This is a genomic window from Rhodococcus sp. NPDC057135, from assembly GCF_042670865.1.
Taxonomy (GTDB): domain Bacteria; phylum Actinomycetota; class Actinomycetes; order Mycobacteriales; family Mycobacteriaceae; genus Rhodococcus_F.
In genome coordinates this window covers 100,214-114,000 of record NZ_JBHUUU010000013.1, presented here as the reverse complement: position 1 = coordinate 114,000, position 13,787 = coordinate 100,214, and the positions used below count along the sequence as shown (strand labels likewise).

The window sequence follows — 13,787 nt, the reverse complement described above, 5'->3', positions numbered from 1 at the left end:
TCAGAGGAGCCCGGACCGTTCGAGAACGACCTTGATCGTTGCGGTCTCGGACTCGTCGAGCGAAAGCATCGGGGCGCACATCGTGTTGCCGGTGATGACGCCGCGCAGGGCCAGAGCCGTCTTGAATGCGCCCAGACCGGCGGCACCGGCGCTGACGCGACCCGGCGTCGGCGCCTCGACGATGGAGAACAGATCGGTGAGTCGATCCTGTTCGGCCTTCGCTGCGGCCCAGTCTCCTGCCTGCGCAGCGCGCCACAGTCGCACGTAGCCGTGCGGGTCCACGTTGGCCAGGCCGGGTACAGCGCCCGAAGCACCCATCAGCAGGCATCCGTCGACGACTACCTCGTGCCCGGTGAAGACGGCGAAGTTCTCGAGCCCGGCCGACTGACGAAGCAACATACGGAAACTGACGTCGTCGCCGCTCGAATCCTTCACGCCGGCGATGACTCCCTCGCGGCCGAGCTCGACCAGCATTGCCGGGTTGAGCTTGCTGTGGACGCGAACCGGAACGTCGTAGGCGAACAGCGGAAGATCCACTGCGGCATGGATGGAGCGGAAATGTGTTGCTGTCTCGGCTGCGTCGGTGATCGCGTAGAAGGGCGCCGTCGCGACGATGGCATCCGCGCCCGCTTCACGCGCCTGCTCGGCAACGGCGATGACCCGGTTGGTGGTCATGTCGTTCACTCCGACGAGGACCGGTACCTGGCCGCCGACATGCCCGATCGCAGTCTGCACCACCTGGGCACGCTGAGCGTCGGTGAGGTAACCGACCTCGCCCGAGGAACCGAGGACGAACAAGCCGTCGACTCCGGCTTCGATCTGCAGTGAGAGCAGACGTTCGAGAGACTTGGTGTCGACCTCGCCCTCGAGCGTCAGGGGTGTGACGATCGGAGGGATGATTCCGCTGAAAGTGGTGGTATCCGTGCTCATGGGGTCTCCATTTGTTGGTTGTCGGATTGAGTTGTGGGTGCGGCGGTCAGAGAGAAACGGATACCGGTTGCCCACACGAGGCAGACCGATAAGCAGCGTCGATCACGCGCATCGACGCACGAGCGTCTGCCACGGTGTAGTCGGGTTCGGTCCGTGTCGGAAGTCGATCGAGCACATGAGAGAGGAAACTCGACACCGCGTTGTCCGATCCATAGCCGCCGATGGGTAGTGCTGTCACGTCTCCCGAGGCCGCGAAGTGTGTCACCGCGGGTTTGTCGTCGTCCGAACTCGCGTATCCGTGGGAGCCGAGGACCCGAACCGTCGCGGTGTTTGCGCCGAAACCCGGTGCTGCGGAGATTCTTCCGACGGTCACCGTCGCGGTAACGCCGTTTTCCAGGGCGAGCGAGATCAATGCTGTGTCTTCGACACCGAACTGCTCGTGGGCCCCGCCGTAGAGAGTGCTCGTCTCGGCGTACACCTCGGTGACATCCAAGCCGGTGAGGTACCTGAGGTAGTCGGCAGCGTAACCGGCGAAGTTCACTACTTCTCCCCCACCGGACAGCGCGGGATCCACCACCAGTTCGGGACGCTCCACCGAGGTGGCGAAATGTGTTCCGCTTGCGAGGAACTCGATGTCCACGTGGCGCGGCAGTCCGAGGTTCCCGGCATCGATCCAGCGGCGCAGTCGCCGTAACGCAGGTGAATGAGTGCGGTTCACCACCGTACAGACTCGTCCGTTCGACCGTGCAGCTTCCTGAACCGCCGCGGCCTCCGCCTCGTCGACACCCACCGGCTTGTCCACCAGGACGTCGAGCCCTGCGTTCAAAGCTGCAATCGCAAGCCGCGCATGCCTGGTCGGCTCACTGCAGATGATCGCCAGGTCTATCCGTTCGGGATCGAGTAGCTCGCCGAATTCGTCGAACCACTCGATGTCTGCGGCCTTTGCCATTGCGATTCCGTCCTCACGAATCCAATCGGGGACCGAGGATTCGTCGGAGGCGCCGACTAGGTGCACTCGTGGGTCGGAGCGCAATAGCTCCGCATAGGAGCCGGCATGCCTTACGCCGCTGACAAATCCGACGCGGATCGAACCGGTGCCGGTCATCGGTGCTCTCCGATCGCGATCGCGCGGCCCGTGTCGAGTGATTGTTGTGCAGCGACGGCAGTCGCAAGAGCTGCACGAACCTGCCAGTTCTCGACTATCGGGGTCGCGGAACCGTCGAGAGTGGCGATCCAGTGGCGCATCTGATGCGCCATCGCATCTTCGATCGACGACGGCGGCGCGTTGGTCGTGTCCGTCATCAGTCCCGGGTCGTCGCCGGTGTCGTGCGCGAGCGTGCCGGTAGTCCCGGACACCACGATCCGGCGCACCATCTTTCCCGATTGTGGTAGTGCGTATGCCAATTCGATGAGCGCCAGTGATCCGTCCTCGAAGCGGACAGTCAGATGGAAGCTGTCGTGCACGGGCATCCCCGCCGCGAAAGTCGGGAAACTACGAGCGAAAACGCGGATCGGACGACGACCGATCAGCCACGTCACCAAGTCGAGTGCGTGAGTTCCGTTGTGAACGGGGTGACCACCCGAGCGTGCCTTGTCGTGTTGCCAGCCTCGCCACCCTCCGGGCCAGACGTGGCCGGTGTACCAACTGAGGTGGATCAACCGGGGGTCGCCGATGGCGCCTCGAGCAACCGAGTTTCCGATCGAGGTGATCGACGGCTGGAATCGTACGGTCTGTCCGACCATCAGTGAGGTGCCGCCACCTTCGGTGGCCTCGACCATGGCGTCGAAGTCCGCGACTGTCAGCGCGGCCGGTTTCTCCACGTGTACATGCTTTCCCGCGCGACCGGCGGCGATCGTCACCGGCGCGTGGTCGGGAGTGGCCCCGACGACGTTGACCGCGTGGACCGTCGGGTCTGCGAGAATCTTCGCCAGATCGGTACTGGCCTTCGCGCCTGGAGCCAACGCCGCGACCGATGCCGCCCGGTCCATGTCACTGCCGAATACGTAGGCGAGCTCGACCGACGGAATGCGCGCCAGAGCGCTGACGTGGTCCCGCGCGATTCCTCCGCTGCCGATGACGGCTACGCGCACGGTCACTTCGCACGTCCCGACAACGCTGCCGGTTCGCCGCCACCGAGTCGTACCTGTTCGGCGACGACGAGTGCGCGTTCGCGTGCGTATGTCAACGGTGAGTGGGGATCAGCCTTGCCGTCGAGAACTGCTGCCATCTCGTCGATTTCGTGGCGAATCGCAGCCTGCATCCACAGCGAGGATCCGCCGTTGCCCGAGTTGTACTTTTGCGTCCTGCTGGCGGAGTCGATCAAGGATTGGTTCTCGGCGTCGACGTCGAAGATCGGCCACGACTCTTCGACCTGTCCCCCGCGCAGTCGGCTGACCCGGCCGGTGTGGAAGTCCGCGTGGACCGAGCCTTCGGCGGCATTGACCGTCAGCTCCCAGGACGAGGTGTGTGAACGCGTGGAGATGGTGTGTCTGCCGATCGCGCCGCCGGCAAACGAGACCACAGTGTTGCGGAAGCCGTCATCCGCCGTGGCGATGCTCGACACGGCAGTCACCTCGCCGCCGAGCCAGCACATCAGGTCCAGTTCGTGAATTTCGTGAGTCAGTTCTCCACCTGTTCGACTCTTGTCGAGCTTCCACCACTGTGGATCTGCGCCGCCGGTGTCGATCCATCGTGAGCGCGACGTTTCGATGGCAGCGACCTCCCCGAGTTCCCCCGAAGTCAGCAGGTCCGCCAGCCGTCGTACACCCGGCATCATCCGCATGATGTGCCCGACCATCAACGGTGAACCGCTCGCATCGGCGCTCGCGATCATGTTGTGCGCATCGACCAGTTCGACGGCGAGTGGCTTTTCGACAAAAACTGCCTTGCCGTGTTCGAGTGCTGCGATGGCAGGTTCTGCGTGCGCGTGATTGGGCGTCGCGACGACAACGAGGTCCACGTCCGGGTGGGCAGCCACCGCGTCGTGATCGTCTGTCGGGATTGCCGAGAACTCCGCGGCGACGTCCTTTGCCCGCTCGAAGTCGCGGTCACACAGCATCGCCAGTTCGAAACGTGGATGGGCAGCAAGCTCGCGAGCGAGGGAACTACCGAAGAATCCGCAACCGACCACACCGACTTTGTATCGGGTCATGAAGTCTCCAAAGATTGGATGAGGGATGTCCTATGTTATACGGCCAGCGTCATCGGCCGTCAATTCGAGGCCAGTAACACAGTCTTCATCTATGCAGGTAGAAGCAGTATTTCCGCGTCGAAACCCACCGAAAGGCGAAGTTGGACGACGCGAGTTCCGAAGATTCTCTAGACGCTTTCTGATCCACAATGTAAGTTACGCAACATCGGACGTCGAACATAGGACATCCCCTATCCACTCCCCTTGATGTCCCGCTCCCCGCCTTGGAGGCCGCCTTGAAGAACGAACGACCGCTGAGCTCCGCGTTCACCCGCCGAGACCTGTTCCGGTACACCGGGCTGTTGGGAGCTGCAGCAGGTATCACCGCGACTCTCGCAGCCTGTGGCGGCGGCCCGTCGTCGACTTCGGTTGTCGGCGGTTCCGCGAGCACCGGCGATCTGACCACCGCCATCGGATACGGAAACGACCAGAGCTTCGACCCGATGCAGACTGCATCCGGTTTCCTCATGGCAGCCGTCAACCACGTCTACGAGGGCTTGCTCGAAAACGATCCCGGCACCGGTGAGACGTATGCGGCGCTCGCACAGGCAGTCCCGACCGACGCCACCGCCTCGAGCTGGACCATGAAGATCCGCGAAGGCGCAACCTGGCACGACGGCACTCCCGTCACCTCGGACGACGTCGTCTTCACCTTCGATCGCATCCTCGATCCGCAGCAGAACGTACTGATCCGCTCCTTCTTCTCCTCCTGGTTGCAGTCCGTCACCAAGGTCGACGACCAGACGGTGACCCTGAACTTCAACTATCCGTTCAGCGCTGCCGCACAGCGTCTCTCGATCGCCAAGATCATGCCCAAGCACGTCTTCGACGGGCATTGGGACGAGGCCAAGTCCGGGGCGCTGGTCGTCGGTTCCGGTCCGTACAAGCTCAAGAGCCATACCCCCAAGAGCAACACCGCTTTCGAGGCTTTCGAGGCGTACAACGGGCCGCGTCCGGCCAACTTCGCGACCATGAACTGGCTGTCCATCGTCGACACCTCCTCACGCATCGCACGAGTCTCGGGCAACAATGCCGGTGCACAACTCGCCGACAACATTCCTGTCGCCAACGTCCCCACCCTCACCTCCGGTGGGCGCACCGTCGAGGGCAACCCGGGCATGAACCTCATGTACCTGCTCTTCGACACCACCCAGGCACCGTTCGACGACGTTCGCGTTCGCCAGGCGATGTTCTACGCGATCAACACCCCGAAGATGATCGAGATCGCCCTCGGCGGCAAGGCAGCACCGGCCTCGAGCTACCTGTACGAGCGCAACCCCGACTACGCGCGTGCGTCGACGGTCTACTCCTACGATCCGGACAAGGCGCGCTCGCTCCTCGCTGCCGCCGGCGTCAGTGGTCTCGACCTGACACTGCTCTCCACCAACGTCAGCTGGCTGGCCGACTGCTTGCCGACCATCAAAGAGTCTTGGGACGCAGTCGGATTCAACACGACGCTCGAACCGCAGGACACCAGCGCCATGGTCAGCAAGCTCAACAGCGGCCAGAAGTTCCAGATCGCCGCCGGTACGTCCAACCCGCAGGCATTCGGCAGCGACGTCGACCTGCTGGTCCGCTACACGTACAGCAAGGGCGGCCTGTGGACGAAGACCTACGCCAAGTGGGACGACACCCCCGAGGCGCAGAAGATCTACGCCACCATGGACGAGGCCACCCGCGAGACCGACCCGGCCAAGCGCAGCACACTCGTGCAGTCGTACCTGAACCAGATCGCCGAAAACGCTGTCTACTACCCGGTTCTCCATCAGGAACTCCTGACGGCGTGGGATCCGAAGAAGATCGCCGACGTCACTCCGCTGCCGTATCCCGGCGTCAACTTGCTTCAGGCGAAGCCGGCCTGACACCCGTGCGCTCGGCCGTTTCCCACAACTGAGAGATCCCCCGATGGCAAGAGTCCTCCCCATGCTGATCAGGCGATTACTGATACTGATCCCCCTGATCCTCGGCATCATCGCTTTCGTCTTCATCGTGATGCAGTTCGCGCCTACCGATCCCGCAACCGCGGCGTTCAACGGCGGCAACCCGACTGCGGAGCAGTTGCAGCAGTTCAAAGAAGAGAACGGTCTGCTCGATCCGCTTCCGCTGCAATACGTTCACTTCGTGACCGATCTGGTCAGCGGCAACATGGGTGACAGTCTGATTTCCGGTACCCCGGTGTTGGATTCGATCTCCACCGCTCTGCCACTGACCATTCAGCTCACGGTTCTCGGACTGGTGATCGCCATCGTGCTCTCACTGATCTTCGGTGTCACCAGTGCACTGTTCCGCGATCGTTGGCCGGATCAGGTCATCCGAGTGATCTCACTCGGTGGTGTGGCTGCACCGTCATTCTGGTTGGCACTGCTGATGATTCAGTATCTGGCCGTCCAGCTCGGATGGTTCCCCACCGGTGGCTACGTCAATCCGAGCGACTCCGTCACCGACTGGCTCTGGTACATGGCACTCCCCGCCCTGTCCCTGTCACTGCCCGTCGCAGCACAACTCACGCGCATCATCCGTACGTCCATGGTCGAGGAGTTGGACAAGGACTACGTCCGAACCGCGATCGGCAGCGGCCTGCCCTATCACGTGGTGATCGGCCGAAACGTGTTGCGTAACGCGCTGATCAACCCGCTCACCGTCCTGGGTCTACGGGTCGGATACCTCCTCGGCGGCGCTGTGGTCATCGAGCAGATCTTCGGCCTACCCGGCATGGGTCAGCTCATGATCAACGGCGTCACCAACGGTGACCCCGCAGTCGTTCAGGGTGTTGTGATCGTCATCGCGGTCGGCTTCGTCGTCGTCAACCTCGCCGTCGACATCCTCTACCTGCTCGTCAATCCACGACTTCGGAGCGCAGCATGATGAGAAGAAAACTCACCGAGAAGCTTTCGCGACCCGGCATCACCTTTTCTCGCTTCCCCCTCTCGGCTTGGCTCTCGATGGCCGTTCTCGCGATCATCGTGCTCGCCTGCCTGTTCGCGCCGCTGATCACGCAGTACACGCCGCTCGAACAGGCGGTCGGTACCTCCGGCCCCAGCTCCGCACACTGGTTCGGACAGGACAGTCTCGGCCGAGATCTGTTCAGCCGCTTGCTCTACGGCGGACGCTGGTCACTGACCATCGGTCTCGGTTCCACTTTCCTCGCACTGTGCGCCGGCGCTCTCATCGGATCGGTGGCCGCAACGAGCCGAAAAGGCGTCGACGAGACCATCATGCGTGTGCTCGACGTGGTCATGGCGTTCCCGGGCATCGCGCTCGCTGCCGTACTCGTCGCAGCATTCGGTGGTTCCATCCCGGTTCTGATCGTCACTATCGCGTTCCTGTACACGCCGATGGTTGCCCGCGTCGTTCGGGCGAACGTTCTCGCTCAGTACGGCGAGGATTACGTCGCGGCCGAAAAGGTCATCGGCGCAAGAACTTCGCACATCGTCGTCAAGCACGTCGTGGCCAACTGTGCTGCGCCCGTTCTCGTCTTCTGCACTGTCATGGTCGCCGACGCCATCGTGCTCGAGGCCAGTCTGTCGTTCATCGGCGCCGGTGTCCGTCCCCCGGATCCGTCGTGGGGCTCGGTGATCGCCGACGGCAAGAACATGGTCCTTCTCGGTGGTTGGTGGGCAACGGTGTTCCCCGGACTGCTCATTCTGCTGACGGTGCTCTCCCTCAACGTGCTCGCCGAGGGGCTCACCGACGCGATGGCCGACCCGAGCCTGAAGAAGACCAAGAAGACGCCCTCTGCACTGGAAGCAGCGCAGACCGCCGCAGCGGAGGAGACCTCCAACGAACTCATTCTGGAGGACGAAGCGGCACTGAGCGCCGACAGCGCGGAGTCGTCCGACGACTTCGCCGACCCGAGCGTCGTGAAAGATGCTCTCGAGCCGGCCGCCGAGCCGACGCCTCTCGAAACTCACCTGAAGATCCTGGCGGAAACCGAGCGGTCTCGCTCCGATCGTCTTGTGTACGAGGGCGATGCAGCGCCACTCCTCGAGGTCCGCAATCTCACGATCCGGTTCCCGGAACGCTACGGAGACACGGCGATCGTCGACAACGTGAGCTTCACCGTCCGCCCGAACGAGACGATGGCGCTCGTCGGCGAGTCCGGTTGCGGAAAGTCGCTCACCTCGCTGGCGATCATGGGCCTGCTACCCAAGACGGCAGTGGTGACCGGCGAGATCCTGTTCGACGGAGTCAACGTCCTCGAGCTGAACAACCGGGAGCGAAACAAGCTGCGCGGGCACGACATGGCCATGATCTACCAGGATGCGCTGAGTTCGCTCAATCCCGCGATGCTGATCCGCGCCCAGTTCAAGCAGCTCACCAAGCGTGGCGGTACCCGCACGGCCGAGGAACTGCTCGAACTCGTCGGACTCGATCCGGTACGCACTCTCGCCAGCTACCCGCACGAGTTGTCCGGCGGTCAGCGTCAGCGCGTCCTGATCGCCATGTCGCTCACCCGTAGTCCGCGGTTGATCGTCGCGGACGAGCCCACCACTGCTCTCGACGTCACCGTCCAGGCCCAGGTCGTGGACTTGCTCAACGACCTTCGGGAAAAGCTGGGTTTTGCGATGGTCTTCGTCAGCCACGACCTGGCACTGGTTGCCTCGCTGGCCCACAAGATCACGGTGATGTATGCCGGTCAGGTCGTCGAATCGGCCCCGACAAGCGATCTGCTCGTCGATCCCCGCCACGAATACACCCAGGGCCTTCTCGGTGCCGTTCTCTCGATCGAGGACGAAGCGCCGCGACTGCATCAGATTCAGGGAACTGTGCCCTCACCCGGAAACTTCGCGCCGGGAGACCGTTTCGCCGAGCGTTCCACTCGCCCGGACTCCGATCCCCTGCGAAAGCCGGAGATGGTCCGTATCGACGGGACCGAGCATTGGTTCGCCAACCAGTCCGCGACTCCCGCACATGCAGAATCGGAATTGGAGAGCGTGCGATGACTACAACTGAAGCACCCATCCTGGAACTGAAGAACATTCACGTCGTCCACAAGACCCGTTCGGGATCACTTTTCAAACCCGGCACGGTTCACGCGGTCAACGATGTCAGTATCGACGTACGACGAGGGACGACGATCGGCATCGTGGGCGAGTCGGGTTGTGGCAAGTCCACTCTGGCGAAAGTCATGGTCGGACTGCAGAAACCGACGTCGGGCGACGTGGTCTTCCGCGGCCGAAGCGCTCTGACCCGGTCGGCGGGCGTGCGCAAAGAGTTCGGGCGGGCGATCTCGATAGTCTTCCAGGATCCGGCTACCGCGCTCAATCCGCGAATGACGGTGGCCGACATCCTCACCGATCCGCTCGACGTCCACGGCATCGGGAACCGCGCGAGCCGGACCGCCCGAGTTCGCGAGCTGGTCGGTTTGGTCGGGCTCCCCCAATCTGCACTCGAAGTCATCCCGAGCCAGATCTCCGGCGGTCAGCGTCAACGTGTCGCGATCGCACGGGCACTCGCGCTCGAACCTGACGTGATCGTGGCCGACGAGCCGACGTCGGCTCTCGACGTCTCGGTGCGCGCGCAGATCCTGAACCTGCTCAGCGACATCAAGGCTCGGTTGGGGCTCGGCATGGTGTTCATCTCGCACGACATACAGACGGTGCGGTACGTCTCCGACACCATCGTCGTCATGAACGCCGGGCGGATCGTCGAGCAGGGAACGGCGCAGGAAGTATTCGACAACCCGTCGGATGCGTACACGGCCAAACTGCTGGGTGCGGCGCCCAGTCTCCTGCAACGCACCGTTGACGTGGGTTGACCAATGGAGCGGATGACCGGACATAGGATGAAGGACGTTCGTATCAGAAAAGGGGAATCGATGTCTGTCCGGAGTGGCACACAGGGCGCTCGTTTCAGCGCGCAAAACCGCATGCGCGCACTTCAGACGGACATCATGAACTTGATCCTCGAACGCAGACTCTCCCCCGGCGACCCGATGCCCACCGAGGCCGAACTGTCCGAGGAATTGGGAATCGGCCGGAACACGCTCCGGGAGGCGCTCAAGGTTCTGCAGGCCTTGGGCGTCGTCGAGATCCGTCACGGCTTCGGAATGTTCGTCGCCCCGAGCAACTTCGACGCTCTCGCCGACGGTCTGACCTTCCGTGGCCGGTTGTCCTTGCAGGGCACCGGGCACGAGGCGATGGAACTGGTCGACATTCGTCAAGCACTCGAGACCGGACTGATCGGTGCGGCGATGGCCGAGATGACGTCGGCCGACCATGCTGACCTCGACGAACTCGTCACCGGTATGGAGGTCCGTGCCGCCGCGGGGAAGAACTTCTCCGACATCGACGCGACCTTCCACTCCCGCCTGTACTCCCCGCTCGACAACCAGGTCCTCGCTCAGTTGATGGACGTCTTCTGGCAGGTGTACAGCGAGATCCAGCAGGCCATCGGGCATTCGGATACGCCACTGATCGACATCGCGTCGAAGCATCGTGCGATTCTCGACGCGATCCGTACGGGTGATGCAGTCGAGGCGGCGCACACTCTCGATGTGCACTTCGGTGGCCTGCGCGAGCGGATCGCCAGTCTTCATGCGTCCGAAGCGCAGTAATCTCGAAACACGTGATTTTGCTCCGCTGTCTCACCATCGCGCCCGTTCTTCCGGCAAAATTACGGGTATGAAGAACCCGAACCTGACGCCTTCGCGCGTTCTCGCAGTTGTCCTCGCTGCCGCCTTGGTCATTTTCGTGATCGCACGTCGCCGCGACGACGGCGTTCTCAGCCGCGGAGAATGGTTGTCGGACAGCGTCGGACCGGACGACCTCGCCGGCTGAAACGACGTATGCCCTCGACCGAAACTCGGCCGAGGGCATACGTACGTGTCATCTACTACTTCATCGAATCCAGTCGGGTTCGCGCGTCCTCGAACCCTGACACCAGCTCGGCCATCACCTCGGCGACCGGGCGGATTTCGTTCATCCGTCCCACGATCTGACCGACGGGCATTGCCACAACTTCCGGGTTCTCCGATGCAGCGATTCTCTGATGAGCGTCGCTGACCAGTAGGTTCTGCAGCGGCATCGGCAAGGGCGCCGGTGCTCCCGGGTTCGACCAGGCTTCCGTCCACTTGGTCTTGAGCAACCGAGCGGGCTTACCCGAGTAGATGCGCGAACGTACGGTGTCGGCCGACGTCGCGCCCAACAGTGCACGCTGAATAGCGGACGGGCCTTCGCCCGACGCACTGCCGAGTTTGTATTCGGACGTGGTGAGCCAGTACGAGCCCATCCACACTCCGGACGCACCGAGCGCGAGTGCAGCAGCCACCTGACGGCCGCTGCCGATACCGCCGGCAGCCAGCACGGCAGCCGAATCGCCTAGTGCGTCAACGATTTCCGGAACCAGAACCATCGACGCAATCTCGCCGGTGTGACCGCCGGCCTCGTAGCCCTGCGCAATCACGATGTCGACGCCGTTCTCGACGTGACGACGTGCATGCTCGACGGCGCCGGCCAGTGCTGCTACCGGCACGCCCTTCTCGTGTGCCTGATCGATCACGTCCTTCGGCGGCGATCCCAGTGCATTCGCGATCAACGCAATCCGATGTCCCAGAGCAACATCGACGTGAGATCGCGCCACCGAGTGAAGCCATCCCAGTACGCCGGTCGCATGCTCGACGTCGTCGGAAAGCGGCGGCACACCCAACTCGTCGAGTGTGCGATTGACGAAGGCGCGGTGCTCCTCCGGAATGAGCTTGTCGAGGTCGACGGCACCGCCCTCGGTCGGCACCTTGGCCGGCATGACGATGTCGACGCCGTACGGCTTACCGTCGGTGTTCTCGTCCATCCACGTCAGCGCGGCTTCGAGTTCTTCCGGGTCGTTGAACCGGACGCAACCGAGAACACCAAGACCGCCCGCGCGACTGATGGCGGCCGCGACGTGCTCGGAGGGAGTGAATCCGAAGATCGGGTATTCGATGCCGAACTTGTCGGCGAGATCCGAACGCATCAGGCTTCCACGCTTTCTGCCGGTGACGCCACAGGAGCGCCGTTTCCGTTGTGATCGTCAGCCTCGCGCGATTCCGTCTCGGCTTTCGCCCAGCGGTAGTCGGGCTTGCCTGCCGGGTTGCGCTTGATCTGGTCCACGAACCACACGCTGCGCGGAACCTTGTATCCGGCAATCTCTTTGCGCGCTGCGGTCGCGATGTCGTGCAGCGTCGGCGACGTGCCTTCGCGTACCTGAACCACTGCGGCAACGCGCTGACCGAACCGGTCGTCGGGGATACCGACCACCAGCACGTCGAAGATGTCCGGGTGCGCCTTCAAAGCGCCCTCGACCTCTTCCGGGTACACCTTCTCGCCGCCGCTGTTGATGGACACGGAACCGCGGCCGAGCATCGTGACTGTGCCGTCGGCTTCGACCTGCGCGTAGTCGCCGGGGATCGAGTAACGAACACCGTTGATCGTGCGGAAGGTTTCGGCCGTCTTGACCTCGTCCTTGTAGTAACCGAGCGGGATGTTGCCCCTGCGAGCGAGCATGCCGCGCTTGCCCGAACCTGGCTCGACCTCGTTACCGTCGTCGTCGAGAACCGTTGTGGAGGCGTCGATCTTGACCGTCGGACCGCCGGTGTGCTTCTGGCCCTTGCTCAGCACGGCGAGTCCGCCGAAGCCGGTCTCGGACGCGCCGATGGAGTCCGTCAGCAGGCGGTTGGGCAGCAGTTCGAGGAACTGCTCCTGGATGCTCGGCGAGAAGAGGGCAGCACTGCTGGCCATCACGTAGAGCGTCGAAAGATCGTACGGCTCACCGGTCTCCGGGTTTCCGGCGATCAGTGCGTCGAGCATCGGGCGGCCCATTGCATCGCCCGTGATGAAGATCAGATTGACCTTGTGCTTGTCGATGTTCTGCCACACCTCGTGGGCGTCGAACTCCGGGTGCATCAAACAGGTTCCGCCGCCGAAGAGGCTGTGGAACACCGCCGACTGGGAGCCGCCGTGAATCATCGGGGGGATCGGGTAGCGGATCATGCTCGGGTTGGCAGCGCCGACCTTCGCCATCTCGTACTCGTCCTCGACCGGGACTCCGGTGACGAAGTTGATGCCGCCGCCGAGCACACGCCACCAGTCCTCGTGACGCCACATGACGCCCTTGGGGCTACCGGTCGTGCCGCCGGTGTAGAGCATGAAGATGTCGTCGTTGCTGCGATCTTCGAAATCGCGCTCACCCGAACTCTGTGCGAGTGCGTCCTCGTAGCCGATGCCGAAAGCACTGAAGTCCAGATCGGTGCCGTCCTCGACCACGATGACGGACTTGACCTTGGGAGTGTTCGGCAGGACGTTCGCGACCTTGTCCGAGTAGCGGCGCTCGTGAATGAGCGCAACCATGTCGGAGTTGTCGAAGATGTACTGCAACTCGTTCTCGACGTACCGGTAGTTGATGTTGACCATCACGGCCCGGACTTTGAAAACGGCGACCATGGCCTCGATCGCCTCGATGACGTTCCGGCAGTAGATGCCGACCTTGTCACCCGGCTGAACGCCATGTTCACGCAGGTAGTGACCGAGGCGATTCGCCCGGTCCTCCAACTGCGCATAAGTCGACTCGCGATTGTCCGAGACCAGCGCAACGCGGTCCGGAACGAGGTCGATTGCGTGCTCTACGAAGTCTGCGATGTTAAGGGCCACGAGATCAAAGTAGAACGTGTTACCGTTTCTGGCAAGACCCAAT

12 protein-coding genes are annotated in these 13,787 nt (G+C 62.9%); 6 read left to right on the top strand and 6 right to left on the bottom strand.

Annotated features, from left to right (window positions below; genetic code table 11):
• Genes ACFT1A_RS23330 through ACFT1A_RS23315 form a run of 4 tightly spaced genes read right to left on the bottom strand, consistent with a single transcriptional unit; the run spans position 1 to position 4,082 of the window.
• Positions 1-930, bottom strand: a complete 930-nt coding sequence (locus ACFT1A_RS23330; RefSeq protein WP_378448962.1) for a dihydrodipicolinate synthase family protein — start codon at positions 928-930, stop codon at positions 1-3.
• A 46-nt stretch (positions 931-976) separates the two neighbouring features.
• Positions 977-2,035 carry a Gfo/Idh/MocA family protein gene (locus tag ACFT1A_RS23325; protein ID WP_378448961.1) on the bottom strand — a complete coding sequence of 353 codons (1,059 nt, stop codon included), beginning with the start codon at positions 2,033-2,035 and terminating at the stop codon, positions 977-979.
• The gene (locus tag ACFT1A_RS23320; RefSeq protein ID WP_378448960.1) at positions 2,032-3,027 is read right to left on the bottom strand and encodes a Gfo/Idh/MocA family protein; all 996 of its coding nucleotides are present in this window, start codon (positions 3,025-3,027) and stop codon (positions 2,032-2,034) included. The genes ACFT1A_RS23325 and ACFT1A_RS23320 overlap by 4 nt, the downstream gene beginning before the upstream one ends.
• Positions 3,024-4,082, bottom strand: coding sequence for a Gfo/Idh/MocA family protein (locus ACFT1A_RS23315; protein ID WP_378448959.1), 1,059 nt, complete (start codon positions 4,080-4,082; stop codon positions 3,024-3,026). Before ACFT1A_RS23315 ends, ACFT1A_RS23320 begins: the two co-directional genes overlap by 4 nt.
• Positions 4,083-4,357: 275 nt before the next feature.
• On the opposite strand from ACFT1A_RS23315, the gene ACFT1A_RS23310 reads away from it, so the two are divergent.
• From ACFT1A_RS23310 to ACFT1A_RS23285, 6 genes are all read left to right on the top strand, one after another.
• Complete coding sequence (locus tag ACFT1A_RS23310; protein WP_378448958.1) at positions 4,358-5,983, top strand: ABC transporter substrate-binding protein; 1,626 nt, start codon at positions 4,358-4,360, stop codon at positions 5,981-5,983.
• 43 nt (positions 5,984-6,026) lie between these two features.
• Positions 6,027-6,986 carry an ABC transporter permease gene (locus ACFT1A_RS23305; protein ID WP_020906304.1) on the top strand — a complete coding sequence of 320 codons (960 nt, stop codon included), beginning with the start codon at positions 6,027-6,029 and terminating at the stop codon, positions 6,984-6,986.
• A complete protein-coding gene (locus ACFT1A_RS23300; RefSeq protein ID WP_378448996.1) occupies positions 6,986-9,064 on the top strand; it encodes a dipeptide/oligopeptide/nickel ABC transporter permease/ATP-binding protein in 2,079 nt (692 codons plus the stop codon). The genes ACFT1A_RS23305 and ACFT1A_RS23300 overlap by 1 nt, the downstream gene beginning before the upstream one ends.
• Positions 9,061-9,879 (top strand): ABC transporter ATP-binding protein, encoded by an 819-nt coding sequence (locus ACFT1A_RS23295; RefSeq protein WP_378448957.1) that lies wholly within the window; start codon positions 9,061-9,063, stop codon positions 9,877-9,879. The genes ACFT1A_RS23300 and ACFT1A_RS23295 overlap by 4 nt, the downstream gene beginning before the upstream one ends.
• A 60-nt stretch (positions 9,880-9,939) precedes the next feature.
• Positions 9,940-10,677 carry a FadR/GntR family transcriptional regulator gene (locus tag ACFT1A_RS23290; protein WP_007734278.1) on the top strand — a complete coding sequence of 246 codons (738 nt, stop codon included), beginning with the start codon at positions 9,940-9,942 and terminating at the stop codon, positions 10,675-10,677.
• 67 nt (positions 10,678-10,744) lie between these two features.
• Positions 10,745-10,900 (top strand): hypothetical protein, encoded by a 156-nt coding sequence (locus ACFT1A_RS23285; RefSeq protein WP_230814877.1) that lies wholly within the window; start codon positions 10,745-10,747, stop codon positions 10,898-10,900.
• A 55-nt stretch (positions 10,901-10,955) separates the two neighbouring features.
• Here the strand turns inward: ACFT1A_RS23285 and ACFT1A_RS23280 are convergent, their stop codons facing one another.
• Together ACFT1A_RS23280 and ACFT1A_RS23275 are read right to left on the bottom strand one after the other, a co-directional pair.
• On the bottom strand, positions 10,956-12,071 hold the full coding sequence (locus tag ACFT1A_RS23280; protein ID WP_003945863.1) for a nitronate monooxygenase family protein: 1,116 nt from the start codon (positions 12,069-12,071) through the stop codon (positions 10,956-10,958).
• Positions 12,071-13,744, bottom strand: coding sequence for an acyl-CoA synthetase (locus tag ACFT1A_RS23275; protein ID WP_378448956.1), 1,674 nt, complete (start codon positions 13,742-13,744; stop codon positions 12,071-12,073). Before ACFT1A_RS23275 ends, ACFT1A_RS23280 begins: the two co-directional genes overlap by 1 nt.
• Positions 13,745-13,787: the final 43 nt, after the last annotated feature.